23 protein-coding genes are annotated in these 26,411 nt (G+C 67.9%); 17 read left to right on the top strand and 6 right to left on the bottom strand.

All coding sequences use genetic code 11. From position 1 onward, the window contains the following. The first annotated feature begins 250 nt into the window (after positions 1-250). The 5 genes from rutA (at position 251) to GSQ95_RS13620 (ending at position 3,880) form a co-directional block, all read left to right on the top strand. A complete protein-coding gene (gene rutA / locus GSQ95_RS13640; RefSeq protein ID WP_027600944.1) occupies positions 251-1,339 on the top strand; it encodes a pyrimidine utilization protein A in 1,089 nt (362 codons plus the stop codon). Continuing rightward, on the top strand, positions 1,339-2,067 hold the full coding sequence (gene rutB, locus GSQ95_RS13635; RefSeq protein WP_158893639.1) for a pyrimidine utilization protein B: 729 nt from the start codon (positions 1,339-1,341) through the stop codon (positions 2,065-2,067). The genes rutA and rutB overlap by 1 nt, the downstream gene beginning before the upstream one ends. 6 nt (positions 2,068-2,073) lie before the next feature. Further along, positions 2,074-2,457, top strand: coding sequence for a pyrimidine utilization protein C (rutC, locus tag GSQ95_RS13630; protein WP_017642623.1), 384 nt, complete (start codon positions 2,074-2,076; stop codon positions 2,455-2,457). A gap of 108 nt (positions 2,458-2,565) precedes the next feature. Continuing rightward, complete coding sequence (rutD, locus tag GSQ95_RS13625) at positions 2,566-3,351, top strand: pyrimidine utilization protein D (RefSeq protein WP_158893641.1); 786 nt, start codon at positions 2,566-2,568, stop codon at positions 3,349-3,351. A gap of 4 nt (positions 3,352-3,355) precedes the next feature. Beyond that, positions 3,356-3,880 carry a flavin reductase gene (locus tag GSQ95_RS13620; protein ID WP_158893643.1) on the top strand — a complete coding sequence of 175 codons (525 nt, stop codon included), beginning with the start codon at positions 3,356-3,358 and terminating at the stop codon, positions 3,878-3,880. Between the two features lie 74 nt (positions 3,881-3,954). On the opposite strand, the gene cysZ is transcribed toward GSQ95_RS13620, so the two are convergent. Then, entirely contained in the window at positions 3,955-4,707 is a 753-nt protein-coding gene (cysZ, locus tag GSQ95_RS13615) for a sulfate transporter CysZ (protein ID WP_133862164.1), read from the bottom strand. A 299-nt stretch (positions 4,708-5,006) separates the two neighbouring features. Between cysZ and trxB the strand changes: the two genes are divergently transcribed. After that, the gene (gene trxB / locus GSQ95_RS13610) at positions 5,007-5,981 is read left to right on the top strand and encodes a thioredoxin-disulfide reductase (protein ID WP_133862163.1); all 975 of its coding nucleotides are present in this window, start codon (positions 5,007-5,009) and stop codon (positions 5,979-5,981) included. A gap of 208 nt (positions 5,982-6,189) precedes the next feature. Here the strand turns inward: trxB and glyA are convergent, their stop codons facing one another. Together glyA and GSQ95_RS13600 are read right to left on the bottom strand one after the other, a co-directional pair. Further along, positions 6,190-7,443: a serine hydroxymethyltransferase gene (glyA, locus tag GSQ95_RS13605; protein ID WP_158893645.1), complete on the bottom strand. Its 1,254-nt coding sequence runs from the start codon at positions 7,441-7,443 to the stop codon at positions 6,190-6,192. Between the two features lie 123 nt (positions 7,444-7,566). After that, on the bottom strand, positions 7,567-11,760 hold the full coding sequence (locus GSQ95_RS13600; protein WP_158893647.1) for an EAL domain-containing protein: 4,194 nt from the start codon (positions 11,758-11,760) through the stop codon (positions 7,567-7,569). Between the two features lie 211 nt (positions 11,761-11,971). On the opposite strand from GSQ95_RS13600, the gene ettA reads away from it, so the two are divergent. From ettA to modC, 4 genes are all read left to right on the top strand, one after another. After that, a complete protein-coding gene (ettA, locus tag GSQ95_RS13595) occupies positions 11,972-13,636 on the top strand; it encodes an energy-dependent translational throttle protein EttA (RefSeq protein WP_158893649.1) in 1,665 nt (554 codons plus the stop codon). 115 nt (positions 13,637-13,751) lie between these two features. Beyond that, positions 13,752-14,507 carry a molybdate ABC transporter substrate-binding protein gene (gene modA / locus GSQ95_RS13590; protein WP_158893651.1) on the top strand — a complete coding sequence of 252 codons (756 nt, stop codon included), beginning with the start codon at positions 13,752-13,754 and terminating at the stop codon, positions 14,505-14,507. A 4-nt stretch (positions 14,508-14,511) separates the two neighbouring features. Further along, the gene (gene modB, locus GSQ95_RS13585) at positions 14,512-15,189 is read left to right on the top strand and encodes a molybdate ABC transporter permease subunit (RefSeq protein ID WP_158893653.1); all 678 of its coding nucleotides are present in this window, start codon (positions 14,512-14,514) and stop codon (positions 15,187-15,189) included. Continuing rightward, a complete protein-coding gene (modC, locus tag GSQ95_RS13580; protein WP_158893655.1) occupies positions 15,186-16,268 on the top strand; it encodes a molybdenum ABC transporter ATP-binding protein in 1,083 nt (360 codons plus the stop codon). The genes modB and modC overlap by 4 nt, the downstream gene beginning before the upstream one ends. Here modC and GSQ95_RS13575 read toward each other — a convergent pair. Continuing rightward, a complete protein-coding gene (locus GSQ95_RS13575; RefSeq protein WP_158893657.1) occupies positions 16,260-17,186 on the bottom strand; it encodes a LysR family transcriptional regulator in 927 nt (308 codons plus the stop codon). The two genes, modC and GSQ95_RS13575, sit on opposite strands and share 9 nt — an antisense overlap. Positions 17,187-17,324: 138 nt before the next feature. On the opposite strand from GSQ95_RS13575, the gene GSQ95_RS13570 reads away from it, so the two are divergent. Next, positions 17,325-18,242, top strand: a complete 918-nt coding sequence (locus GSQ95_RS13570; protein ID WP_158893659.1) for a DMT family transporter — start codon at positions 17,325-17,327, stop codon at positions 18,240-18,242. On the opposite strand, the gene GSQ95_RS13565 is transcribed toward GSQ95_RS13570, so the two are convergent. Further along, entirely contained in the window at positions 18,208-19,140 is a 933-nt protein-coding gene (locus tag GSQ95_RS13565) for an acetamidase/formamidase family protein (RefSeq protein WP_158893661.1), read from the bottom strand. The genes GSQ95_RS13570 and GSQ95_RS13565 overlap by 35 nt on opposite strands. A gap of 26 nt (positions 19,141-19,166) precedes the next feature. Continuing rightward, on the bottom strand, positions 19,167-20,549 hold the full coding sequence (locus tag GSQ95_RS13560; protein WP_158893663.1) for an APC family permease: 1,383 nt from the start codon (positions 20,547-20,549) through the stop codon (positions 19,167-19,169). Positions 20,550-20,701: 152 nt separating this feature from the next. Here GSQ95_RS13560 and GSQ95_RS13555 point away from each other — a divergent pair, with 152 nt between their 5' ends. The 6 genes from GSQ95_RS13555 to GSQ95_RS13530 all read left to right on the top strand — a co-directional run. Further along, complete coding sequence (locus tag GSQ95_RS13555) at positions 20,702-21,466, top strand: LuxR family transcriptional regulator (RefSeq protein ID WP_158893665.1); 765 nt, start codon at positions 20,702-20,704, stop codon at positions 21,464-21,466. An 88-nt stretch (positions 21,467-21,554) separates the two neighbouring features. Next, on the top strand, positions 21,555-22,025 hold the full coding sequence (locus tag GSQ95_RS13550; RefSeq protein ID WP_158893667.1) for a nuclear transport factor 2 family protein: 471 nt from the start codon (positions 21,555-21,557) through the stop codon (positions 22,023-22,025). A gap of 72 nt (positions 22,026-22,097) precedes the next feature. Next, positions 22,098-23,003, top strand: coding sequence for a LysR family transcriptional regulator (locus GSQ95_RS13545; protein ID WP_133862144.1), 906 nt, complete (start codon positions 22,098-22,100; stop codon positions 23,001-23,003). Positions 23,004-23,112: 109 nt separating this feature from the next. Beyond that, entirely contained in the window at positions 23,113-24,303 is a 1,191-nt protein-coding gene (locus tag GSQ95_RS13540; RefSeq protein ID WP_158893669.1) for a CaiB/BaiF CoA-transferase family protein, read from the top strand. Next, a complete protein-coding gene (locus tag GSQ95_RS13535) occupies positions 24,300-25,226 on the top strand; it encodes a hydroxymethylglutaryl-CoA lyase (RefSeq protein WP_158893671.1) in 927 nt (308 codons plus the stop codon). Before GSQ95_RS13540 ends, GSQ95_RS13535 begins: the two co-directional genes overlap by 4 nt. 76 nt (positions 25,227-25,302) lie before the next feature. Further along, positions 25,303-26,411, top strand: a 1,109-nt coding sequence (locus GSQ95_RS13530) for an MFS transporter (protein WP_158973826.1), incomplete at its 3' end; no start/stop codon positions are given.

Raw genomic sequence — 26,411 nt, 5'->3', positions numbered from 1 at the left:
CGGATGCCAGAGGGTAGCTCGCCGGTCTCCAAACTCTAGCATGGCCCGACATCCTGCATGCCCCGGATTCGGGCGCCTTGCACAAACTAGGTGCTCTGATCTGGACCAAATGGTCTGGATATATTTCGAGGTTTTCCCCAAGTGTTTGATTGGCTTGAAATTTCAAGACTTGGCAAGCTTTCTGCTCCGATCCTGCAGCCACGGCGCATCTCGATGCGCCTCGATTCCTGACTGCGGGAGAGTGCGAGCGATGAACATCGGTGTCTTCATTCCCATCGGCAACAACGGCTGGCTGCTGTCGGAAAACGCGCCCCAGTACCGGCCCACCTTCGAGCTGAATCGCGAGATCGTGCAGCGCGCCGAGCACTACGGCTTCGACTTCGCCCTGTCGATGATCAAGCTGCGCGGCTTCGGCGGTAAGACCGAATTCTGGGACCACAACCTGGAGTCCTTCACCCTCATGGCCGGGCTGGCGGCGGTGACTTCGCGCATCAAGCTGTTCGCCACCGCCGCGACCCTGACCCTGCCGCCGGCCATCGTCGCGCGCATGGCCGCCACCATCGACTGCATTTCCGGCGGCCGCTTCGGCGTCAATCTGGTCACCGGCTGGCAGAAACCCGAATACAGCCAGATGGGGCTCTGGCCGGGGGACGAGTTCTTCGCCAGCCGCTATCAATACCTCGGTGAATACGCCCAGGTGCTGCGCGACCTCTGGGGTACCGGCCAGTCGGACTTCCAGGGCGCGCACTTCCGCATGGAGGACTGCCGGGTCAGTCCCCAGCCTCAGGCGCCCATGGAGATCGTCTGCGCCGGGGCGAGCGACGCCGGCCTGGCCTTTGCCGCCGAACACGCCGACTACAGCTTCGTCTTCGGCAAGGGCGTCAACACGCCCAAGGCCTTCGCCCCGGCGGTGGAGCGGCTGCAGGCGGCCACCGCCAAGACCGGGCGCGAGGTCTCTTCCATCGCCCTGTTCATGATCATCGCCGCCGAGACCGACGAGGCCGCCCGCGCCAAGTGGGAGCACTACAAGGCCGGTGCCGATGAGGAGGCCATCGCCTGGCTGGGCGCCCAGGCCGCCGCCGACACCAAGTCCGGCAGCGACACCAATGTACGGCAGATGGCCGATCCGACCTCGGCGGTCAACATCAACATGGGCACCCTGGTGGGTTCCTTCGCCAGCGTGGCGCGGATGCTCGACGAGATCGCCGAGGTGCCCGGGGCCAGCGGGGTGCTGCTGACCTTCGACGACTTCGTCCAGGGCGTGACCGACTTCGGCGAGCGCATCCAGCCGCTGATGCAGAGCCGCCGTCACGTCGACCTGCTCAAGGAGAGTGCCTGATGAACGCTGTGGAAAGCCTGGCGGGCTATGCCCTGCCTGACGGCGATAGCGAAGCCCTGACCCTGCCGGCGCGCCCTGAACCCTTGCGGCTCAAGGCCAGCGAGACCGCCCTGATCGTGGTGGATATGCAGAACGCCTATGCCAGCCAGGGTGGCTACCTGGATCTGGCCGGTTTCGATGTCTCGGCCACCGGCCCGGTGATCGAGAACGTCGCCGCGGTGGTGGAGACCGCGCGCGGCGCGGGTATCCAGGTGGTCTGGTTCCAGAATGGCTGGGACCCGGAGTATCGCGAGGCGGGCGGGCCGGGTTCGCCCAACTGGCACAAGTCCAATGCCCTCAAGACCATGCGCAAGCGACCCGAACTGCAGGGGCAGCTGCTGGCCAGGGGTGGCTGGGACTATGCCCTGGTCGACCGACTGCAACCAGCGGCCGCGGACCTGGTGGTGCCCAAGACCCGCTACAGCGGCTTCTACAACACCAACCTGGACAGCCTGTTGCGTGCCCGTGGCATCCGCAATCTGGTGTTCGTCGGGGTCGCCACCAACGTTTGCGTGGAGTCGACCCTGAGGGACGGCTTCTTCCTCGAATACTTCGGCGTCTGCCTGCACGACGCCTGCCATCAGGCCGGGCCCCGTGCGGCCCACGAGGCCGCGCTGTTCAACATCGAGACCTTCTTCGGCTGGGTCGCCAGCTGCGCCGACTTCCACACCACCTTTGCCAAGGACTGAGCCACCATGCCCAAGCAAGCCGTGATTCCCGCCGGTACCGGTACCCCCATCGCCCCCTTCGTGCCCGGCAGCCTGGCCGATGGCGTGCTCTATGTCTCCGGCACCCTGCCATTCGATGCCCAGAACAACGTGGTCCACGTCGGCGACGCCGCCGCCCAGGCACGCCACGTGCTCACCACCATCCAGGGCGTGGTGGAGGCGGCTGGCGGCTCCATGGCCGACGTCACCTTCAACATGATCATGCTCACCGACTGGGCGAACTACGCCGCCATCAACGCGGTGTACGCCGAATTCTTTCCCGGCGAGAAGCCGGCGCGCTACTGCATCCAGTGCGGCCTGGTGAAGCCCGACGCCCTGATCGAGATCGCCAGCATCGCCCATGTCGGCTAGCTCCCGCTCCGTACCTACCCCTCTCCCTCTGGGAGAGGGCTGGGGTGACGGAGGCCCCAACCACTGAACCACTGAACCACTGAACCACTGAACCACTGAGGACCGCCCATGCACTTCGAACTCCATGGCCGCCAGGACCCGGCGGCCGAGACCCTGCTGCTCAGCTCCGGGCTGGGCGGCGCCGGGGCCTTCTGGGCGCCGCAGCTGGCGGCCCTTGGCGAAAGATTCCGGGTGGTGGTCTACGACCAGACCGGCACCGGCAGGAGTCCAGCCGAGCTGCCGGCGGATTACCGCATCCAGCATATGGCCGAGGACCTGCTGGCCCTGGCCGATCGCCTGGAACTGCGCGAGTGCCTGTTCATGGGCCATGCCCTGGGCGGTCTGGTGGGCCTGCAGGCCAGTCTGCTGCGTCCAGGCCTGATCCGCCGCCAGGTGCTGGTCAATGCCTGGAGCCGACCCAATCCGCATACCGCGCGCTGCTTCGCCCTGCGCCAGCGCCTGCTGCGCGACAGCGGCGCCGCGGCCTATGTCCAGGCCCAGGCGATCTTTCTCTATCCGGCCACCTGGATCGCCGAACACGGCGAGCGCCTGGCCGCCGACGAAGCCCATGCCCTGGCGCACTTCCCCGGCGAGGCCAATGTCCTGCGGCGCATCGGCGCGCTACTGGCCTTCGACCTGGACGCCGAGCTGGCGCGCATCCCGGTGCCGACCCTGGTGCTGGCCAACCGCGACGATGTCCTGGTGCCCTGGACCTCGTCACAGCGGCTGGCCGCGGGTCTGCCCCGGGCCAGCTTCCAGTTGCTGGAGTGGGGCGGCCACGCCTCCAGCGTCACCGATTCCGCCACCTTCGACCGGGTGGTGCTCGACTATCTCAGCCAAGCCCTGGAGGCGTAACGCCATGTCCGTTGCCCATGCCTTGCCCCTGTCCGCCGCCAGCCCCGCCGCCCCGGTCGAACGCGACCTCTTTCGCGGGGCCATGGCGCGCCTGGGCGCCGCGGTCAACCTCGTCACCACCGATGGTCCGGCCGGCCTGGCCGGCTTTACCGCCACCGCCGTGTGCAGCGTCAGCGATACCCCGCCGACCCTGCTGGTCTGCCTTAACCGCAGCGCCTCGGTGCACCCCGCCTTCAGCGCCAACGGCGTGCTCTGCGTCAACGTCCTGGCCGCCGGCCAGCAGGCGCTGGCCAACCTCTTCGGCGGCAAGGCCGCCATGGCCGAACGCTTCGCCGCGGCGCGCTGGACCCGCCTCGCCACGGGGGCGCCGGTGCTGGACGGCGCCCTGGTGGCCTGCGACTGCCGCATCGCCGAGGTGCAGTCGGTGGGCAGCCACGATCTGCTGCTCTGCGAGGTGCTGGGGGTGGCCGAGCCGGGTGGCGAAGGCGGCTTGCTGTACTTTGATCGGCGTTATCACGAGCTGGCTTAGCCAGGACTGCTGGACTTCGGCGCTGGCGCCGTTTCAGCGCCAACCTGCGTCAGACAGTCCGACGAACCTGCTCCTCAGGCGCGCACCAGCAGCGCCTTGTCGCCTCCTTCACGCACCCAGAACAGCGTCGCCCCGGCCACGGCCGCCGGCATGAACAGGGCGTTCAGCCCGGGCACCAGCAGCGCTAGGTAAGTCACCCCGCCAAAGCCCAGGCAGCGCAGGCGGCGGGTGCGCAGCCAGGCGAGCATGCTGCGGAAATCCAGCTGGTGGTTGTCGGCGGGGAAGTCGATGTACTGCACCGCCATCATCCAGACGCCGAACAGGATCCACAGCGGCGCGGCGATCAGGTTCAGACCGGGGATGAAGGTCAGCACCAGCAGGCCCAGCGCACGCGGCAGGTAGTAGCCCAGCTTGCGCAGTTCACGCTGCAGGGTGCGCGGCACCATGGTGACCAGTTCGGCGAGATTGAACGGCGGGAAATCGTCCTGGCCGCGTACCATGACCTCGACCTTTTCCGCGAGAAAGCCGTTGAAGGGCGCCGCCACCAGGTTGGCCAGCATGGTGAAGGTAAAGAAGATGATCGCCAGCAGCAGGAGCACGAACAGTGGCCAGAGCAGCCATTCGACGAAGCTCGCCCAGGCCGGCAGGCTCGGCATCAGCTGCTCCAGCCAACCCTCGAAGCCGCGCACGGCAAAGGTGAGGATGGCCGCGTAGAGCAGCAGGTTGATGGTGAGCGGGATGACCACGAAGCGGCGCATGCCGGGGCGAGTCACCAGGCGCAGCCCTTCGGCGAAATAGGCGGAGCCGGACAGCGGAGCGACAGCCATGAAGATTCCTGACGGGTGGCGGGAATGCACAGCTTACCTCAGGGCTCGATTGCCGCAGCGGTCGACATAGGCGCGCCCTATGGTCTGGATTTAGAATGGTCGCTTCTGTGAAGGGGCGGCACCCGTTAGGCTGAGCCCCATCCCTGGACCCGGTGTCCGCCTATCGGCGCCGGTCGCGCCGTCGCCAGGAGCGACCGGCGCTGCGGAACGGCTCCGCACGCACACCGGCCGGCATGCCCATGGGGCGCGTCGGCCTCTCTACTCTTAGGTCTGCCGGAGATCCCGGCAGGGAGAATGTCATGTCTGAAGCCAGCACCTCGCGCCATTCGCGCCTCATCATCCTCGGTTCCGGTCCGGCCGGTTACACGGCCGCGGTCTATGCCGCCCGCGCCAACCTCAAGCCGCTGCTGATCACCGGCATGCAGATGGGTGGCCAGCTGACCACCACCACCGAGGTCGACAACTGGCCCGGCGATCCCCACGACCTGACCGGTCCGGCGCTGATGGAGCGGATGCGCGAGCACGCCGAGCGCTTCGAGACCGAGATCGTCTTCGACCACATCAATGCCGTGGACTTCGGTGGCAAGCCCTACACCCTCAAGGGTGACAGCGCCACCTACACCTGCGACGCCCTGATCATCGCCACCGGCGCCAGCGCCCGCTACCTGGGCCTGGCCAGCGAAGAAGCCTTCATGGGCAAGGGCGTGTCCGCCTGCGCCACCTGCGACGGCTTCTTCTATCGCAACCGCGAGGTGGCGGTGGTCGGCGGCGGCAACACCGCAGTCGAGGAAGCCCTGTACCTGGCCAACATCGCCAGCAAGGTGACCCTGATCCACCGCCGCGAGACCTTCCGCGCCGAGAAGATCCTGCAGGACAAGCTGCGCGCCCGGGTCGCCGAAGGCAAGATGGCGCTCAAGCTCAATGCCAGCGTCGACGAGGTGCTGGGTGACAACATGGGCGTCACCGGGGTGCGGATCAAGAACAACGATGGCAGTACCGAAGAGCTGCAGGTGGCCGGTCTGTTCGTCGCCATCGGCCATACGCCGAACACTGGGCTGTTCGAAGGCCAGCTGGACAGCCACGACGGCTACCTGGTGGTGAAGGGCGGTCGCGAGGCCAATGCCACCGCCACCAACGTACCGGGCGTGTTCGCCGCCGGCGACGTGGCCGACCACACTTATCGCCAGGCCATCACCTCGGCCGGTGCCGGCTGCATGGCCGCCCTGGACGCCGAGCGCTACCTGGACGGCCTGGGCGATCTGCAGGTCCTCTAGGGCCTGAGCAGCGTCTGACAATGAAAAAACCCGGCACTGGCCGGGGTTTTTCGTTTCGGGGTCTTCCGGCGTACGCCAGGGTCCGGCTTGGCGGCCTTTACGACCCTGCTGGAAATGCAACGAGCCCCGGCCGATTGGTCGGGGCTCGTTGTTTGGGGTTTTCCCTCACCCCGGCCCTCTCCCAGGGGAGAGGGGGAAGGCGGACCTCTTACTTGCCGTACACCGGCAGGCGGGCGCAGACGGCCTTGACCTTCTCACGTACGGCGTCGATCACCGACTCGTCGCCCATGTTGCCGAGGATGTCGCAGATCCAGCCGGCCAGCTCGCGGCACTCGGCTTCCTGGAAGCCACGGGTGGTGACGGCCGGGGTGCCGATGCGCAGACCGGAGGTGACGAAGGGCGAGCGAGGATCGTTCGGCACCGAGTTCTTGTTCACGGTGATGAAGGCGCGACCCAGGGCGGCGTCCGCGTCCTTGCCGGTGATTTCCTGCTTGATCAGGCTGAGCAGGAACAGGTGGTTGTCGGTGCCGCCGGAGACGACGTCGAAGCCGCGCTCGATGAACACGCCGGCCATGGCCTGGGCGTTCTTGATCACCTGCTGCTGGTAGGTCTTGAACTCGGGCTGCAGGGCTTCCTTGAAGCACACCGCCTTGCCGGCGATGACGTGCATCAGCGGACCGCCCTGAGCGCCGGGGAAGACTGCCGAGTTGAGCTTCTTCTCGATGGCTTCGTTGGCCTTGGCCAGGATCAGGCCGCCGCGCGGGCCGCGCAGGGTCTTGTGAGTGGTGCTGGTGACCACGTCGGCGAAGGGTACCGGGTTCGGATAGACACCGGCGGCGACCAGACCGGCGAAGTGGGCCATGTCGACGAACAGGTAGGCGCCCACCGCATCGGCGATGGCGCGGAAGCGGGCGAAGTCCAGCACCTGGGAGTAGGCGGAGTAGCCGGCGACGATGACCTTGGGCTGGTGCTCGCGGGCCAGGCGCTCGACTTCGGCGTAGTCGATCAGGCCCTGCTCGTCGATGCCGTACTGCACGGCGTTGTACAGCTTGCCGGAAGAGGACACGGTGGCGCCGTGGGTCAGGTGACCGCCGTGAGCCAGGCTCATGCCGAGGATGGTGTCACCGGCTTCGATCAGCGCCAGGTACACGGCCGAGTTGGCCTGGGAGCCGGAGTGCGGCTGGACGTTGGCGTAGTCGGCGCCGAACAGCTGCTTGGCGCGGTCGATGGCCAGTTGCTCGACCACGTCGACGTATTCGCAGCCGCCATAGTAGCGCTTGTGGGGATAGCCTTCGGCGTACTTGTTGGTCAGCACGCTGCCCTGGGCTTCCATGACCGCCGGACTGGTGTAGTTTTCCGAGGCGATCAGCTCGATGTGATCTTCCTGACGCTGGGCTTCCTGCTGCATGGCGGCATACAGGTCGGCGTCGAAGCGGGCGAGGGTGGTTTCACGGCTGAACATGGCGGCAGGGTCCCCTGAGGCATGGCGAAGAGCGAGCCCGATCGGGCTCGTGAGGGGCAACATTCTACCCCATCGCGGGAACTCTGAGGTATGAGCGCCGGTCATGCGCCGCCGCCATTGGTCTCATGTCAGGACGGGGAACAGCCCCTGGTGCTCCAGCCGTTCGCGCAGCAGATCCGGCGGCAGCGGACGGTCGAAAAGGAAGCCCTGCACCTCGTCGCAGCCATGCAGGCGCAGGAATTCCAGTTGCGCCGGTTCCTCGACGCCCTCGGCGATCACCGAGAGATTGAGGCTGTGGGCCATGGCGATGATGGCCCGGGCGATCTGCGCGTCCTGTTCGCCGTGGGGCAGGCCGTCGACGAAGCTGCGGTCGATCTTGAGGATGTCGATGGGGAACTGCTTGAGGTAGTTGAGCGAGGAATAGCCGGTGCCGAAGTCGTCCACCGCGATGCACAGGCCCAGGCTCTTGAGTTCGCCGAGCAGCTGCAGGGCCTCGCCGACGTCGCGCATCAGGATGCTCTCGGTCAGTTCCAGCTCCAGGCAGGCCGGCGCCAGGCCGGTCTCGGCGAGGATCTCGGCGATGCGCTGGCCGAGCTGGCCATCGCTGAACTGGCGGGCGGAGAGATTCACCGAGACCTTGGGAATGCGCACCCTGGCCGCGTGCCATTCGCGCATCTGCCGGCAGGCTTCGCGAATCACCCACTCCCCGACCTGGACCACCAGGCCGATCTCTTCCAGCACCGGGATGAATTCCGCCGGCGAGACGTGGCCGCGCACCGGATGCTCCCAGCGCAGCAGGGCCTCGACCCCGGTCAGGCGCCGGTTGTCGCAACGGTACTGCGGCTGGTAGTGCAGACGGAATTCACCCTGCAGCAGGGCGTGCCGCAGATCGGCTTCCAGTTCCAGGCGCTCCAGGGCGCGAGCGTTCATCTCGGCCTGGTAGAACTGGAAGTTGTTCTTGCCCATCTCCTTGGCGTGGTACATGGCGGTGTCGGCGTTCTTCATCAGCTGGCTGAGCTCATGGCCGTCCTGTGGCGAGAGGGCGATGCCGATGCTGGCGGAGACGAAGAATTCGCGGCCTTCGAGCACGAAGGCCTCGGACAGCTGGGAGAGGATCTGCTCGCCGACGCGGATCGCCTGGGCCAGGGCGACCTCGCGGGTTTCCAGGCCGGACAGCAGCAGGGTGAATTCGTCGCCACCCATGCGCGCCACGCTGTCCTCGGTGCCGACGCAGGCGGTCAGGCGCATGGCCACGTCCTTGAGCAGGCGGTCGCCGGCGGCGTGGCCGAGGCTGTCGTTGATCGGCTTGAAGCGGTCGAGGTCGAGGAACATCAGCACCACCCAGCTGCCGTTGTGGCGGCTCTGCTGCAGGGCGTTGTGCAGGCGGTCCTGGAACAGGGTGCGGTTGGGCAGCAGGGTCAGGGCGTCGTAGTAGGCCAGGCGGTGGATGCGCCTTTCGCTGGCCTTGCGCTCGCTGATGTCGACGAAGAAGCAGACATAGCTCATCAGGTCGCCGTCGTCGTCGCGGATGGCGGTGATGCCGACCCAGGAGGGGTAGGGCTCGTTGTCCTGGCGGCGCTGCCAGAGTTCGCCTTCCCAGCTCTCCTGGGTGCGCAGCTGCTGCATCACGTGCTGCAGCTGGTTGGCTTCCTGCTTGTCCGCGCAGAGCATCATCGGCTGCTGGTCGAACACCTCTTCGGGACTGAAGCCGGTGATGCGCGTGAAGGTGCGGTTGACCCGCACGATGTAGCCGGCCGGGTCGGTGACCAGGATGGCGCCGGCGGAGTGGTCGAACACCGTGGCCGCCATGCGCATGTCCTTTTCCGTGCGGCGCTGGGCGGAGATGTCGCGGCAGATGCCGAGCAGGCCGGCGAAGCGCTCGTGGTCGTCCCACAGCGGCTTGAGGCGCAGCTCGATCTGCAGGGTGTGGCCCTGGGCGTGCAGGCAGTCGAGCAACAGGGGCGCGAAGTGTTCCCGGCGCAACTCGGCCAGGGCGCGCGGATTGTCGAGGCTGCGCAGCAGCCGCTGCAGGGTGCGGCGCACCTCCTGCCACTGGCGCGAGTGCACCACCAGTTCGGCCAGGGTGCGTTGTTGCAGCTCGCCGACGGGATAGCCGAGCAATTCCTCCACCGAGGGGCTGATGTAGTTGAGCACCAGCTGGGCGTCGGTGGTGAAGATGACGTCGCTGATGCTTTCCGCCAGCTGCCGGTAGCGATTCTCGCTGTCGCGCAGGCGCTCGCTGGCCCGCACCATGTCGGTGACGTCCAGGGCCAGCCCGACCACGCTCGCCGCGGTGCCGTCCGCCGCCCGGGCGAGGCGCTGCTCGCGCACGTCGAACCAGCGCCAGCCGCCGTTGCGGTGCTGCCAACGCAAGAGGCTGCTGCTGGGCTGGTCGCAGAGCGTCGGCCGCATGCTGACCACTCGCTCATGCAGTTCGAGGTCATCCGGGTGCAGGCGCGCGCGCCCGAGGCTGGCGAAGGCCTCCGGCGGATAGCCGAGCTTGAGGGCCAGCGAATGACTCTCGTAGGTCAGCTCGCCGCTGGCCACGTCATAGGTATAGAGGGTGTCGGGGATGGCGCTGATCAAGTTCGACCAGAAGCTGTCGCGCTCGAGCAGGCGCAATTCGCCGAGCTTGCGCTGGGTGATGTCGTTGAGGCTGAGCAGGGTCGCGTCGAGGTGCCGGGGGTCGGCTGGCAGGTGCATGGTCAGCCAGAGGTGCCGTTCGCCCTCGGTGGTGCCGATGCAGGTCTCGAGTTCCAGTACCTGCTGGCCGGAGAGCAGGCCGGCCAGCAGGCGGTATCTCTTGCCACCGAGCTGGACGCGGGAATCACCCACCAGCCGCGCCCAGGCCTGGTCGAGGTGCTCGATGCCGAGCATTGCCAGGGCGCGCTGGTTGATCTCGGTGATGCGCACCTGGCGGCCCAGGCTGTCCAGGACTTCGGGCTCGCGGGCGAATAGCTCCGCCAGTTGCTCGGGGCGCTCCAGGCCCAGGGCCTGCATGTGCGGCTGGACGGCGCTCAGATCCACCACGCAGATGCCGGTGTGCACCCCGTTGAAGATGCTTTCGTAGCGTTGCCGGGTGGTCTGGATGGTCTCCAGGTTGCGCTGCTGTTCGGTGACGTCGCGCAGGACCCAGACGAAGCCGTCCTGGGTCTGGGTGCGGTCGCGCAGGACCCGGGCACTGGGCTGGCTGTCCGCCAGGGCGTGGCAGCTGACCGCGAAGCGCCGCGGCTGGCCTTCCACCGCCAGGGTGACCAGGGCGCCGCTGTCACGCTCGGCGGCTGTCAGGGCGACCAGCTCGGGCAGCAGGCTGGCGAGGAAGAATTGCTGGGCGTCATTGGCGGCGATGCCCAGCAGCCGCGCGGCGGTGGCGTTGACATGCACCAGGCGACCGTCGGCCTGGGTCATGCAGACGGCTTCCTCGATGCCGTTGAGCGCGATGCCGGCCAGGCGCAGGCCACGTCGCGAGGCGAGGGTCAGGGCGCGCAGGCCCTGTTCTTCGCGCAGCAGCAAATAGAGCAGGATGATGGCCACCAGGCCGGACAGGCTGAACAGCGCCAGGCGGCCGAAGGAGGCCCCCAGCAGCGTGGTGCCCACGTCTTCGGCGGGATGGCTGCCCACCACCTGCCAGTTGCTGTAGGCCAGCTCCTGGCGCACCTCGTCGATGCTGTTCGCCGCCGGGGTTTCGCCGCCGCGGAACAGCAGGGTGCCCTGGGAGCGGTCCTCCAGGCGCCAGTCGAGACCGGACGGTACCCGGGTCGGCCGCCACAGGGGTTCGAGCAGGGGGGCGCTGGTCAGCACCCACCAGCCCCGCTGCTCCTCGCGATCGCCGGCCAGCAGCACATAGAGGGGCGCGGCAGTGGCCTGGGCGTTGTAGCCGTAGCGGAAGTCGGCCTGGCCGGCGCGCGCGATCAGTTGCTGGATGAAGGCGGCGTCCGGCGTATCGCCCAGGCGCGCCGCGCGCAGGTTGGCGTTGGCCGGCAGCCAGCGCACCTGTTGCAGGCCGGGAAAGAAGTCCTTGAGGCCGAGCAGCAGATTGGGGGCCAGCGGCAGGGTGGGGTCCAGCGACCAGCGCAGGGTGCTGCGCACCGCCTGGGCCTTGAGCGCCAGCCCGAATTCGACGGTGTTGGCCAGTTGCCGGGTCAGGCCATCCAGCTGTTCGCGCCGCAGCGCCTCGCGCTCGGCCACGCTGGCAAAGGCCTGCCAGAACATCAGGGCCAGCATGGCCACCAGCGAGAGGATCAGCAGGCCGCGGGTCAGGCGTCGCGAAGCGGGGGCGAGCGGCTCTTCCGGCAGCGAGGAGGACGGGCTGTTCACGACGGACTGCGTTCCTGCAGAGGCGATGGCCGTTCGGCTGCGCCCGATTCCGCGGGGCAGGGATGGCCTATGATAAGGGACCGGACGGTGTCTCCGCCGGTTTTTTCCGCGTGATCAGCACCGGCGCTTTCGTCGCGCGGGGTTTCGACAGCGTTCGCTGCTGACGCCATACTGTGTCCCCTGTTTTTCATTCCGGTCCCAAGGTCCCACCATGGCTCAATACGTCTACACCATGCACCGGGTCGGCAAGGTCGTGCCGCCCAAGCGTGAAATCCTCAAGAACATCTCCCTGTCGTTCTTTCCCGGCGCCAAGATCGGCGTGCTCGGTCTGAACGGTGCGGGTAAATCGACGCTGCTGCGCATCATGGCCGGCGTCGATACCGAGATCGAAGGTGAAGCGCGGCCGATGCCCGGTATCAATGTGGGTTATCTGCCGCAGGAACCGAAACTTGATCCCGAGCAGACAGTTCGTGACGTGGTCGAGGAAGCGGTCGGTCAGATCAAGCAGGCCCAGGCCCGGCTGGACGAGGTCTATGCCGCCTATGCCGAGCCGGATGCCGACTTCGACGCCCTGGCCGCCGAGCAGGCCAAGCTGGAAGCCATCCTCCAGGCCGCCGACGGCCACAACCTGGAGCGCCAGCTGGAAGTCGCCGCCGATGCCCTGCGCCTGCCGGCCTGGGACGCCAAGGTCGGCGTGCTCTCCGGTGGCGAGAAGCGCCGCGTGGCGCTGTGTCGCCTGCTGCTGTCGGCCCCCGACATGCTGCTGCTGGACGAACCCACCAACCACCTGGACGCCGACTCGGTGGCCTGGCTGGAGCACTTCCTCCACGACTTCCCCGGGACCGTGGTGGCCATCACCCACGACCGCTACTTCCTCGACAACGTCGCCGGCTGGATCCTGGAACTGGACCGCGGCCAGGGCATCCCCTTCGAGGGCAACTACTCCGGCTGGCTGGAATCCAAGGCCGCGCGCCTGACCCAGGAAGCCAAGCAGGAAGCCGCCCACGCCAAGGCCATGAAGGCCGAACTGGAATGGGTACGCTCCGGTGCCAAGGCCCGCCAGTCCAAGTCCAAGGCCCGCCTGCAGCGCTTCGAGGAAATGCAGTCCCAGGAATTCCAGAAGCGCAGCGAGACCAACGAGATCTATATCCCCGCCGGTCAGCGCCTGGGCGACAAGGTCATCGAGTTCAAGAACGTCAGCAAGGGCTATGGTGATCGCCTGCTGATCGACGACCTGAGCTTCGTGGTGCCCAAGGGCGCCATCGTCGGCGTCATCGGCGGCAACGGCGCCGGCAAGTCGACCCTGTTCCGCATGATCATGGGCAAGGAGCAGCCGGACGCCGGCAGCATCGAGATCGGCGATACCGTGCAACTGGCCAGCGTCGATCAGAGCCGCGAGAACCTGTCCGACACCAAGACCGTCTGGGAGCAGGTCTCCGACGGTTCCGACGTGATCAAAATCGGCAACTACGAGGTGCCTTCGCGCAGCTACGTGGGTCGCTTCAACTTCAAGGGCGCCGACCAGCAGAAGTTCGTCAAGGACCTCTCCGGTGGTGAGCGCGGTCGTCTGCACCTGGCGCTGACCCTCAAGCAGGGCGGCAACGTGCTGCTGCTGGACGAACCCTCCAACGACCTGGACGTGGAAACCCTGCGCGCCCTGGAAGACGCCCTGCTGGACTTCCCCGGCGCGGCCATCGTGATCTCCCACGATCGCTGGTTCCTCGACCGCATCGCCACCCACATCCTCTCCTACGAGGACGATTCCAACGTGGTGTTCTTCGAAGGCAACTACACCGAGTACGAAGCCGATCGCAAGAAGCGCCTGGGCGAGGCCGCGGCCCAGCCGAAGCGGGTGAAGTACAAGAAGCTGGCCTAAGTGCCAGAACCAACGCCGGCGGGGCAACCTGCCGGCGTTTTCTTTTGTGCCCTCTGTAGCCGCCAGCGACCTGCAGCTGCAAAGGGCCTGCTAGCCCTCGATGGAGCCAGAACCGATGATCTCCAGCCGTTCCCGCCTGTTGCTTTCCCTGCTCACCGCGGCGCTGGCCGCGCCCGCCCTGGCCGACGAGGTCCAGGTGGCCGTGGCCGCCAACTTCAGCGCGCCGCTCAAGGCCATTGGCGAACAATTCGCCCGGGACACCGGCCATCAGCTGGTGATTTCCAGCGGCGCCACCGGCCAGCTCTACACCCAGATCAGGAATGGCGCGCCCTTCGCGGTCTTTCTCTCCGCCGACGATAGCACCCCGGCCAAGCTGGAAAGCGAAAGCGCAGCGGTCAAGGGTTCACGCTTCACCTATGCCATCGGCACCCTGGCGCTCTGGTCGCCCAAAACCGGCTATGTGGATGGTGAAGGCGCGGTGCTCAAGCAGAACGCCTTCAGCCACCTGGCCGTGGCCAATCCCAAGACTGCGCCCTATGGCCTGGCCGCCTCCCAGGTGCTGGCCAAGCTGGGCCTGACCGAGGCGGTCGCGACCAAGCGGGTGGAAGGCCAGAACATTACCCAGACCTACCAGTTCGTCGCCACCGGCAATGCCGAGCTGGGCTTCGTCGCCCTGTCGCAGATCTATCAGGACGGCAAGATCAAGGAAGGCTCGGCCTGGATCGTGCCGGCCGAGCTCTATGCGCCGATCCGCCAGGACGCGGTGTTGCTGGACAAGGGCCAGGATCAGCCGGCGGCCAAGGCGCTGCTGACCTATCTCAAGGGACCCCAGGCGGCCACGGTGCTCAAGGCCTACGGCTACCGGCAGTGATCCCATGAGCCTGAGCGCGGCGGACTGGGCGGCGATCCGCCTGACCCTGGAACTGGCCAGCGTGACCACGCTGCTGCTGCTGGTGCTGGGTACGCCCCTCGCCTGGTGGCTGGCGCGCACCCGCTCCCGGCTCAAGGGGCCGGTCGGCGCCCTGGTGGCCCTGCCGCTGGTGCTACCGCCCACGGTGATCGGCTTCTACCTGCTGCTGGCCATGGGGCCGGAGGGCTGGGTGGGACAGGCGACCTCGGCCCTGGGGCTGGGGCGGCTGCCCTTCACCTTCGCCGGGCTGGTGGTGGGCTCGCTGTGCTATTCGCTGCCCTTCGTGGTGCAGCCGCTGCAGAACGCCTTCGAGGCCATCGGTCCGCGTCCCCTGGAGGCCGCGGCCACCCTGAGGGCCAGTCCCCTGGATACCTTCTTCCATGTGGTGCTGCCCCTGGCGCGGCCGGGCTTCGTCACCGCCGCCATCCTCGGCTTCGCCCATACCGTGGGCGAATTCGGCGTGGTGCTGATGATCGGCGGCAACATCCCCGGGCGCACCCAGGTGGTCTCCACCCAGATCTTCAATCACGTGGAAGCCATGGAGTATCCCCAGGCGCATCTCCTGGCCGGCGGCATGCTGGCCTTTTCCTTCGTGATCCTCCTGCTGCTCTATGGCCGCCGCGGGCGGTCGGCCTGGACATGAGTAGGAGTCTGACGGCGAGATTCGAACTCTCACACCCGAGCTTCACGCTGGACGTGGACCTGATGCTGCCCGGCAGCGGCGTCACCGCGCTGTTCGGCCCCTCGGGCTCGGGCAAGACCAGCTGCCTGAGGTGCGTGGCCGGACTCGAACCGGCCGCCCGCGGGCATCTGGTGGTGGCCGGGGAGACCTGGCAGGACAGCGACCGCGGCCTGTTCCTGCCGCCGCATCGGCGTGCCCTGGGCTATGTCTTCCAGGACGCCAATCTGTTCGAGCACCTGGACGTGCGCCGCAACCTGCTGTTCGGCTGGCAGCGGGTCGCGCCGGACGAACGCCGGCTGGCGCTGGAGCAGGTCGTCGAGCTGCTGGGCATCGAGGGACTGCTCACCCGGATGCCGGCACGTCTCTCCGGCGGCGAACGCCAGCGGGTCGGCATCGCCCGGGCGCTGCTCACCAGTCCGCGCCTCCTGCTCATGGACGAGCCCCTGGCGGCGCTGGACGCCGAGCGCAAGGCCGAGATCCTGCCCTACCTGGAGCGCCTGACCCGGGAGCTGGCGCTGCCGATCCTCTATGTCAGCCATGCCCCCGACGAGGTGGCGCGGCTGGCCGATCACCTGGTGCTGCTGGAGCGGGGTCGGGTGCTGGCCAGTGGGCCGACCAGCGAGGTACTGGCGCGCCTCGACCTGCCCATCGCCCTGGCCGATGACGCCGGGGTGGTGCTGGCAGGGCTGGTGCTCGGCCATGACCCGGACTACGGCCTGCTCAGCCTGGGCCTGGCCGGCGAGCAGCGCGTGCTGCTGGCCCATGCCCCGCTGCCGCCCGGCCAGACGCTGCGCATCAAGGTGCTGGCACGGGATGTCAGCCTCAGCCTGGAACGCCAGCACAGCAGCATCCTCAATGTGCTGCCGGCCACCATCGCCGAGATCGCCCCGACCCGTTCGCCGGCCCAGGTGCTGGTGCGCCTGGACCTAGGCGGCGCGGCGCTGCTGGCACGGATCACCCGCTATTCGCTGGAGCGGCTGGCGTTGCAGCCGGGGAGTCGGGTCTGGGCGCAGCTCAAGTCGGTGGCGGTGCTAGCCTGAACCTGGGGCTGACCTGAGCCGCTCCACCAGAAAATCCACCAACACCCGCACCGCCGTCGGCAACTGGCGATCCGGTGGATAGAGCAGCCAGGCGGTGCCCTGGTAGGGGCCGAGGTATTGCCAGTCGGGCAGCACCCGCTGCAGGCTACCGGCGGCCAGACCGGCTTCGGCGGCGAAGGCCGGCAGGCAGGCGATGCCCAGGTCGGCGAAGGTCGCCTCCAGGCGCACGCCACTGTGATTGCAGGCCAGGCGGCCGCGCACCGTCACGCTTTCCACCCGGTCGCCGCGGCGCAGTTGCCAGCGCTGGTCACCCGGGATTTCACCCAGGTAGAGGCAATAGTGCTCGGCCAGCGCCTGGGGCTGCTGGGGCGTGCCGCGGCGCCGCAGATAGGCCGGGCTGGCGCAGAGCACGAAGTCCATCTCGCGCAGTGGCCGGGCGACGAAGCCGGCGGGCGGCTGCTCGGTGATGCGCACCAGCAGATCCTGGTCGTCGGCGATGGGATCCAGCGGGCGATCGTCCAGGCGCAGTTGCAGATCCACCTGCGGATAGCGCTGGAAGAATTCCGGCAGCAAAGGAGTGATCAGCCGGTAGCCGACCGCCTTGGGCACCGCCAGTCGCACCTGCCCACGCGGTTCCTCGCTGTGCTGCAGACCACTGTCCAGCGCCGCACCGGCGGCAGCCAGCAGCTGACGGCAGTGGCCGAGTACTTCGCGGCCGGCCTCGCTAAGGCGCAGCTGGCGGGTGGTGCGCTGCAGCAGACGCACCCCCAGCTCCCGTTCCAGCCGCGCGACCTGACGACTGACCGCCGAGGGCGTGGCGTCCAGCAGCCGGGCGGCGGCGGTGAAACTGCCGGTTTCCACCACCTTGGCGAAGGCGACCATGCAGGGCAGCAGGGGGAGGGCGCGCAGGAGATCCATGCCGAAGACCGCCAGAAACAATAGGGCTGGAAAGGCTGCCATTGCTTCCCCGGGGGAACAAGAGCTATGCACGCTGGCGGGCTTATCGTGCTTGTCAGGGGCGGGCACACTGGCGGCCTGATTCAGGGAGAAGCCGTCATGTCGCAACGCCCCACCTTCGGCCTCGCCGAAGGCCTGCTGCTCGCCACCGCCCTGGTCTGGGGGACCAGCTACGCCGTGGTCAAGGACGCCGTGATGCTCTATCCGGTGCTCGGCTACCTGGCGCTGCGCTTCTGTCTCACCGCGGCGCTACTGCTGCCCACCCTGAGGGGCGAGGGCCGGCGGGCCTGGCGACCGGGAATACCCACCGGGCTGCTGCTATTGGCGATCTTTCTCGCCGAGACCTATGGCGTGGCCCTGACCAGCGCCAGCAACGCCGCCTTTCTCATCAGCCTCTGCGTGGCCCTGACCCCCTTCGCCGAGTGGTGGCTGCTCGGTCAGCGCCCCGAGGCCCGCGCCCTGGGCGCCGCGGGGCTGGCGGTGGCGGGCGCCGGGCTGCTGACCCGTGGGGTGACCCTGAGCTTCAACCTGGGTGACGGCCTGATCCTGCTGGCGGCCGTATTGCGCGCGGTCAATGTCTGCGTGGTGCGTCGGCGTCTGCAACAGGCCAGTGCCCCGGTGCCGGCCCTGGCGCTGACCGCCGTGCAGACCGGGGTGGTGGGCCTGGCCTGTCTGCTGCTGTTCGCCCTGGGCCCGGGCCTGGCACCGCTGCCCATGCAAGCGGGCTTCTGGCTCGCCACCGGCTACCTGGTGCTGTTCTGCACCCTGGGCGCCTTTCTCGCCCAGAACTTTGCCCTGGGCCGCACCAGCGCCACCCGCGTCGCCCTGCTGATGGGCGCCGAGCCGCTGTTCGGGGCGCTGTTCGCCAGCTTCTGGCTGGACGAACGCCTGGGCCTCTGGGGCTGGCTGGGCGGCCTGCTGATCGTCATCGCCTCGCTGTGGGGGACGTTGCCGCGGCGGACGCCAGACCGTCCGGCCCCGGCTATTCGAACACGATCCGCGGAAAATAGAAGCTGACCACCCAGCTGGGCACGTCGACGATCTCGCTGATGCGCAGATCGCCGCAGACCGAGCAGAGCAGATAGGCCTGGTCCGCCGGCAGGTTGCGGGTCTGCCCGAGCCAGTCGATGGCGCCGCTGACGGCCACGCGTGCCGCGGCCAGCAGGTCGGGTCCGACCCCGGTGAAGGCCTCGTAACCGGCGCCGTCGAGGTGTCGGGTGACCGGCCCCGGGGTGCTGAAGCGGGGCATGGCCAGCGGTTGCCCCTTGATCAGCTCGAAGGTGGCGGTGACCGCCATGGCGGTCTCGATGGCGGTGCCGCAGACCTCGCCATCGCCCTGGGCGGCATGGGTGTCGCCGATGGAAAACAGCGCTCCGGCTACCTCCACCGGCAGGTAGAGGCTGGTGCCGGCGGCCAGGTCGCGGATATCCAGATTGCCACCTACCCGCCGTGGTGGCACCACCGAGTGCAAGCCCGGCGCTGCGGGAGCCACCCCCAGGGTGCCGGCGAAGGGCTTGAGCGGGACTCGCGCCAACTCGCCGAAGGCGGCCGGCGTCTGACCGCTGCGGTCGTAATGCCAGAGCTGCAGCACCGGGTCCGGAAACTGGTCGGCGAGCAGGCCGAAGCCGGGAATGTTGGCGGTCCAGCCAAAGCCGCTGGGAGTGAAGCTGTCCAGCGTCACCTTGAGCACGTCGCCCGGCTCGGCACCCTCGATCCACAGCGGACCGCAGACCGGATTGACCCGCTCGAAGGGCAGGGTGGCGATGTCGGCGGCGCTGGAGTGGCTGTGGAAGTGGCCGTCCGCCGCGTCGCGGCAGGCAAAGCTGACCGTCTCGCCCGGCGCGATCTCCAGCGCCGGGGGGAGGCTGTGGTCCCAGCCGCAATGGCAGTGCTGGCTGTGCAGGGTCTTGATCATCGGGAGCCTCCGCGGCGGGTCTGTGCCTAATGGACGGCGTCGTTGGCCTTGAATTCCGTGGTCCGGCCGCTGAGCTTGAGGAAGGCCAGCACGGCCAGGCCCAGCACCATCCAGCAGCTGCCGCCGACCTTGGCGTAGACGTCGGCGTTGAACAGCACATAGGCGAGGATGATGAAACCGACCAGCGGGACCAGTGCATGCAGCAGCGGGCGACCGGCGCCGCGGTGATGCCAGGCCACTGCCACATGCAGGAGCAGGAAGGCGGTCAGCGCACCGAAGTTGCACATGGAGGCGAGCAGGTTGATCTGGCCGACAAAGAACAGCCCCAGCACCAGACTCAAGGCCGCCACCAGCAGGATGGCACGCTGCGGCACCCGGGTCGTGGGATGGATCTGCCGCAGGAATTGCGGCATTTGGCGATCACGGGCCATGGCGAACAGCAGGCGCGAGGTGGCGGCCTGGGCCACCAGGGCGTTGGCGATGGCGGCTCCGATGGCCACCGCCAGGGCGATCACCACCTGCAGCCAGGGGCCGGCGATCAACCGACCGATCTCATAGAAGGCGTTGTTCGAGGCATCGGCGTCGGGGTACTGGATCAGATTGGGTTGCAGCAGGGCGGCCAGCCAGGTCTGCACCATGAACAGCGCGGCCACCAGGGTCAGGGCCAGCAGCGTGGCGCGACCCACCACCCGGCTGCCGCCACGGGTTTCTTCGGAGAGGGTAGAGATGGCGTCGAAGCCGAGAAAGGACAGCACCGCCACCGACAGGGCGCTGAAGATCAGTGGCAGGGAGAATTCCTGGGGGTTGTACAGCGGCTTCAGGCTCCACTCGGCGCCATTCACGCCGCGGCTGATGGCCAGCGCGGCCAGCACTACGAACACCAGCAGCACCGCCAGCTGGCCGTAGAGGAACAGCCGGTTGGCGCGGGCGGTGGTCTCGATGCCGCGCAGGTTGACCAGGGTGTTGAGGCCGACGAAGAACACGATCCACAGCGGCTGGGGAATGACCGGGATGACGTTGGCCATGGCGTTGGCGCCGATCACATACAACAGGGTGGGCACCAGCAGGTAGTCGAGCAGGATGGCCCAGCCGGCGAGAAAGCCCAGCGCCGGGTGCAGGCCGCGACCGACGTAGGCGTAGACCGAGCCGGCCACCGGAAAGGCGCGCGACATCTGCTGGTAGCTGACGGCGGTGAACAGCATGGCGACGAAGCCGATCAGGTAGGTGAGGGGCACCATGCCGTGGCTGGCGTCGAACACCCCGCCAAAGATGGAGAAGGGCGCGATGGGCACCATGAACACCAGGCCGTAGATGAGCAGGTCCTTCAGCCCGAGCTGGCGCCTGAGTTCCTGGGTGTAGCCGAAGCGAGCGAGGTCGGCGGCGTCGCCGGACGGAGCGTGCTGAGTCATGGGGCTTCCTCGAAGGGGCGGGGTAGGCTCGACTCTAGGCCAGGGTCGGGCCTGGCCCCATCCACAAAAGTGCTAGGTTTGCAGCAGGCCCGGGACGACTGGCAGAGCCTTTGCTTCGCTTTCCCCATCGCCATCAGGGCAGGAGCTCCAAGATGCACGCCGATCTGCTCACCATCAGCAGCCGCCTCGCCGAGCTGCCCACGCTCGACGCCTGTCTGGATGCCGTCCAGGCCAGCGCCGACCACCTGGGGTGCAAGGCGCTGATCTACGACTACGCCCCGGTGCCCCTCAGTCACGACGGGGTACTCATCACCCCCTCGGTGTTCAAGGTGCGCAACGCGCCGGCGGACATGCAGGCCTTCTGGTGCGAGCGCGGCTACTACCAGATCGACCCGGTGCAGCAATGCGCCAGTCGACGTGCGGCGCCCTTCGTCTGGTCGTTTCGCAGCGAAACCCGCAGCGCCCTGCGCGAGTACCTGGGTGACAGTCATCGCCCGGTCACCTGCTATGTGCGCGACAGCGGCCTGGCCACCGGGGTGACCGTGCCGCTGCATCTGCCCGGCGGGGCCTTCGCCACCCTGACCGGCATCCTCGATGCCGAGGCCCCGGACGCCGAGGCCGCCGGCGAAGCCTGCCTGGGCGCCTTCCTGGTGCTGGCCCATGCCTTCCAGGCCCGGGCCGACGAATTGCTCGCCCCGGCCGAGCGCCGCTGCGGCCAGGTCCGCCTGACGCCGCGCGAGCGCGAATGCCTGCAGTACTCGGCCAAGGGCCTGACCGCCAAGCGCATTGCCGCCACCCTCAACCGCTCCACCGCCACGGTCAACCTGCACCTCAACTCCGCCGCCCGCAAACTGGGCGCACGCAACCGGGTCGAGGCGGTGGTGCGGGGCTTGCACTATCGCCTGGTGGAGGTCTGAGCAACTTGGCCGGATCCGTGGGCCGTTCGACCTTGTGCCACTCCCGCCGCGGCCCGACACTGGGGCCTCATCTGCCCAGGAGTGTCCCATGAGCGCCGCCCGTCCTCCCGTCCCGCCCTTCACCCTCGAATCCGCCCAGCAGAAGGTCCGCGCCGCCGAAGATGGCTGGAACAGCCGCGATCCGGCCAAGGTGGCCCTGGCCTATACCCCCGACAGCCGCTGGCGCAATCGCGCCGACTTCCCCCAGGGCCGCGTCGCCATCGAGGCCTTTCTCACCCGCAAGTGGCAGCGCGAGCATGAGTACCGGCTGATCAAGGAACTCTGGGCCCATGACGGCGCGCGCATCGCCGTGCGCTTCGCCTACGAATGGCGGGACGAAGACGGCCAGTGGTACCGCGCCTACGGCAACGAGAACTGGCACTTCGACGACCAGGGCCTGATGGCCGAGCGTCACGCCAGCATCAACGACCTGCCGATCACCGCGGCCGAGCGGCTGTTTCACTGGCCCCAGGGGCGGCGGCCGGATGACCACCCCGGCTTGAGCGACCTGGGTCTCTGACCGGAGGCGGGCGGCTAGCCCGGGCGGGCCTGGTCCTGTACAAGGACCTCTGGCCGCCAGGACCGCAAGACGATGCACTACCGCAACCTGCTCCGCCGCCTCGACCTGGTCTCGCTGCAGCTGCTGCTGGCGGTGCACGAGGAGGGCACCCTGACCCGCGCCGCCGAGCGCGAGATGATCGCCCTGTCCGCCGCCAGCAAGCGCCTGCATGATCTGGAGCGGTCGCTCGACATCGAACTCTTCGAGCGCAACGCCAAGGGCACCACCCTCACCCCGGTCGGCGAGACGCTGCTGCATTACGCCAAGCGCATCCTCGCCGACGTCGAGCGCATCAGCATCGACGTCGGCGAACACCTGCAGGGCGTGCGCGGCTACGTGCGGATGATGGCCAACATCTCCGCCATCATCGAATTCCTCCCCGAGGACCTGCAGGCCTTCACCGTCGGCCATCCCCAGGTCAAGATCAGCCTGGACGAGCGACCCAGCGCCGGGGTGGTGAAGGGCGTGCTGGAAGGCGCCGCCGACCTGGGCATCTGCTCCTCGGACACCGACACCCGCGGCCTGCTGGCCGTGCCCTACCGGCAGGACACCCTGGTGGTGGTGATGCGTCCCGATCATCGCCTGGCCGCCCGCGCGCGGCTGGCCTTCGCCGAGACCCTGGACGACGACCACGTCGGCCTGCACGCCGACAGCTTCATCAACCTGCGCACCAAGGCGGCCGCCCGCAGTCACGGCAAGGCCTTGCGCCTGCGCATCCATGTACCCGGCTTCGATGCCGTGTGCCGCATGGTGCAGGCGGGTTTCGGGCTGGGCGTGCTGCCGCTGCAGGCCTTCGAACTCATCGGGCGACCGCTCGGACTGATCGCCGCGGCGCTGGATGACGACTGGTCCCAGCGCAGCCTGGCGCTGGTGGTCCGCGACGTGGAGACGCTGTCGCCGGTCAGCCGGCTGCTCTACGACCACCTGCTGGAGGTCTGAATCCGGGTCTTCGCGATTCGCGAAGACCCCTTGCCGAAAGACGTTAACCACCGGCTGCTCTATTGTCCTAGCATCGGCCTCATTCCAATAACAAAGAGGCTCGCCCGCCATGACGGCTCTCACCGGACTCCGTGTCATCGAGATCGGCACGCTCATCGCCGCCCCCTTCGCCGCCCGCCTGCTGGCCGAATTCGGCGCCGAAGTGATCAAGATCGAAGCCCTGGACAAGGGCGATCCCCTGCGCAAGTGGCGCAAGCTGCACGAGGGTACCTCGCTCTGGTGGTACCTGCAGTCGCGCAACAAGAAGTCCCTCGCCCTGAATCTGCGTTCCGCCGAAGGCGTGGCCCTGGTCGAGCAGCTGGTCGAGGGCGCCGACGTGCTCATCGAGAATCTGCGCCCGGGCGCCCTGGAAAAGCTCGGCCTGGGCTGGGACGTGCTGCACGCCCTCAATCCCAAGCTCACCCTGGTGCGCATCTCCGGCTACGGCCAGACCGGCCCCTATCGTGATCGCCCCGGCTTCGGTGCCATCGGCGAGGCCATGGGCGGCATCCGCTACACCACCGGTACTCCGGGCGTGCCGCCGGCGCGGGTCGGGGTCAGCCTGGGCGACTCCCTGGCTTCCATGCACGCGGTGATCGGCGCCCTGATGTCGGTGCTGCGGGTCAAGACCGGCCAGGGCGATGGCCAGGTGGTCGACGTCTCCCTGGTCGAGAGCGTCTTCAACGTCATGGAAAGCCTGGTACCCGAATACTCCATGCTCGGCCATGTGCGCGAACGCACCGGCGGCGCCTTGCCCGGTATCGCGCCATCCAACACCTATCCCACTGGCGACGGCGGTTTCGTGGTGATCGCCGGCAACAGCGACCCCATCTATGTGCGGCTGATGCAGGCCATCGGCCGACCCGATCTGGCCGAGCGCCCCGACCTTGCGCAGAACGACGGGCGCGCCCGCCACTGCGAGCTGATCGACGAGGCCATCGCCGCCTGGACCGGCAGTCGCGGCATCGACGAGGTGCTGGAGATCCTCGAAGGCGCCGAGGTCCCGGCCGGCCGCATCTATTCCGCCGCCGACATCGTCGCCGATCCTCATTACCAGGCGCGGGAGATGCTGCTGGACACCACCCTGCCCGACGGCGCCACCCTGAAGATGCCGGGCATCGTACCCAAGCTGTCGGCCACCCCGGGCCAGGTCAACTGGCAGGGTCCGACCCTGGGTGAGCACACCGATGGCCTGCTGGCCGAACTGGGGCTCAGCGAAGCGGATATCCAGCGACTCAGACAGGGCGGGGTGGTGCAATGAGTAGCGAACGCCTGATCGTCCAGGAAGTCGCGCCTCGCGATGGCTTGCAGATCGAGCCGAGCTGGGTGGAAACCGCCGACAAGATCGCCCTGATCGACGGGCTCTCCGCGCTGGGTTTCTCGCGGATCGAGGCCGGTTCCTTCGTTTCGCCCAAGGCGGTGCCCATGCTGCGCGACGGCGAGGCGGTGTTCCAGGGCATCGCTCGCCGGCCCGGGGTGACCTATGTCGCCCTGGTGCCCAATCTCAAGGGCGCCCAGCGCGCTCTGGCGGCAGGCGCCGACGAGCTGAATCTGGTGCTTTCCGCCAGCCAGACCCACAATCGCGCCAACATGCGCATGAGTTGCGAGCAGTCCCTCGCCAGCTTCGCCGAGGTGGTGCAGCTGGCCCAGGGGCAGGCGGTCTCGCTCAACGGCACGGTGGCGACCACCTTCGGTTGCCCCTTCGAAGGGCGCATCGACGAAGGCTGGGTGTTCGAACTGGTGCAGCGCTATCTGGCGCTGGGCATGACCGGCATCACCCTCGCCGACACCACCGGCATGGCCAATCCGCGGCAGGTCGCGCGGATCGTCCGCCAGGTGCTGGAACTGATCCCGGCGTCCGCCCTGACCCTGCATTTCCACAACACCCGCGGCCTGGGTCTGAGCAATGTCCTGGCCGCCTACGAAGCCGGCGCCCGGCGCTTCGACGCCGCCCTCGGTGGCCTCGGTGGCTGCCCCTTCGCCCCGGGCGCCTCCGGCAACATCTGCACCGAGGACCTGGTGAATCTCTGCGCCGAGATCGGCGTGGACACCGGCATCGATCTGCCACGGCTGATCGAGTTGTCGCGCACCCTGCCGGCGCTGCTGGGGCACGACACCCCCGGCCAGGTGGCCAAGGCCGGGCGCAATTGCGATCTGCATCCACCGCCCGCCACCACTGGCTGAGCCGTACCGCTTTCATTCGTTCGCCCTGACTACAACAACAAAGGAGCGCCAGTCTGGCCGCTCCCGGGAGACCGCTATGCCCTTATCCGCAACCTCCGCCGCCGCCGTGGCGGCCGCCGAACAGGCCATCGTCCGCAAGGTCGCCTGGCGGCTCATGCCGCTAATCATGATCTGCTACCTGTTCGCCTTCTTCGATCGCATCAACATCAGCTTCGCCAAGTTCCAGCTGCAGGCCGACCTGTCGCTGAGCAACACCGCCTATGGCCTGGGCGCGGGACTCTTCGTGGTGGGCTATGTGCTGTTCGAGGTACCCAGCAACATGATGCTGTACAAGGTCGGCGCCCGGCGCTGGATCGCGCGCATCATGATCTCCTGGGGCATCGCCACGGCGCTGATGATGTTCGTCACCTCCGAATGGCAGTTCTATGTGCTGCGCTTCCTGATCGGCGCCATGGAAGCCGGCTTCGCGCCGGGCATCCTCTACTACCTGACGCTGTGGTTTCCGCAGAGCTATCGCGGGCGCATCACCTCGACGCTGTTTCTCGCCTCGGCCTTCGCCGGATTGATCGGCGCCCCGGTCTCGGGGGTGATCCTCGGCCAGATGGACGGCCTGCTCGGCATTCGCGGCTGGCACTGGCTGTTCCTGGCGGGTGGCATCCCCTGCGTGCTGCTGGGCATGCTGGTGCTGCGCCTGTTGCACGACCGCATCGCCGATGCGCCCTGGCTCAACGACGAAGAAAAGACCTTCCTGGCCAGCCGTATCGCCCGTCATGAAAACAACAGCCACGGCTCGCTGCTGGCGGCGATCCGACTGCCGGGCTTCCTGCTGCTCGCGGTGATCTACTTCCTGATCCAGGTCGCCTCCTATGGCCTCAACTTCTGGGCGCCGCAGCTGATCCGCAGCGCCGGGACCGAGAGCCCCACCCTCATCGGCCTGCTGACCGCCGTGCCCTACGTCTTCGGCGCCATCAGCATGGTGGTGGTGGGCCGGCTGTCGGACGCCAGCGGCGAGCGACGCAAGTTCGTCTGCGGTCTGGTGATCGCCGGCGCCCTGGGGTTCTTCAGCGCGGGACTCTTCGCCGACCACACCACCTTCCTGATCCTGTCCCTGGCCTTGATGGGCGCCGGCATCATCGCCGCCATCCCGACCTTCTGGTCGCTGCCGCCGAAACTGCTGGCCGGGGC

This window comes from Pseudomonas sp. BAV 4579 (assembly GCF_009765395.1).
In the GTDB taxonomy this organism is placed as follows: domain Bacteria; phylum Pseudomonadota; class Gammaproteobacteria; order Pseudomonadales; family Pseudomonadaceae; genus Chryseomonas; species Chryseomonas aestiva.
The sequence above is the reverse complement of the archived record's forward strand: the minus strand, read 5'-3'. Positions and strand labels throughout refer to the sequence as shown.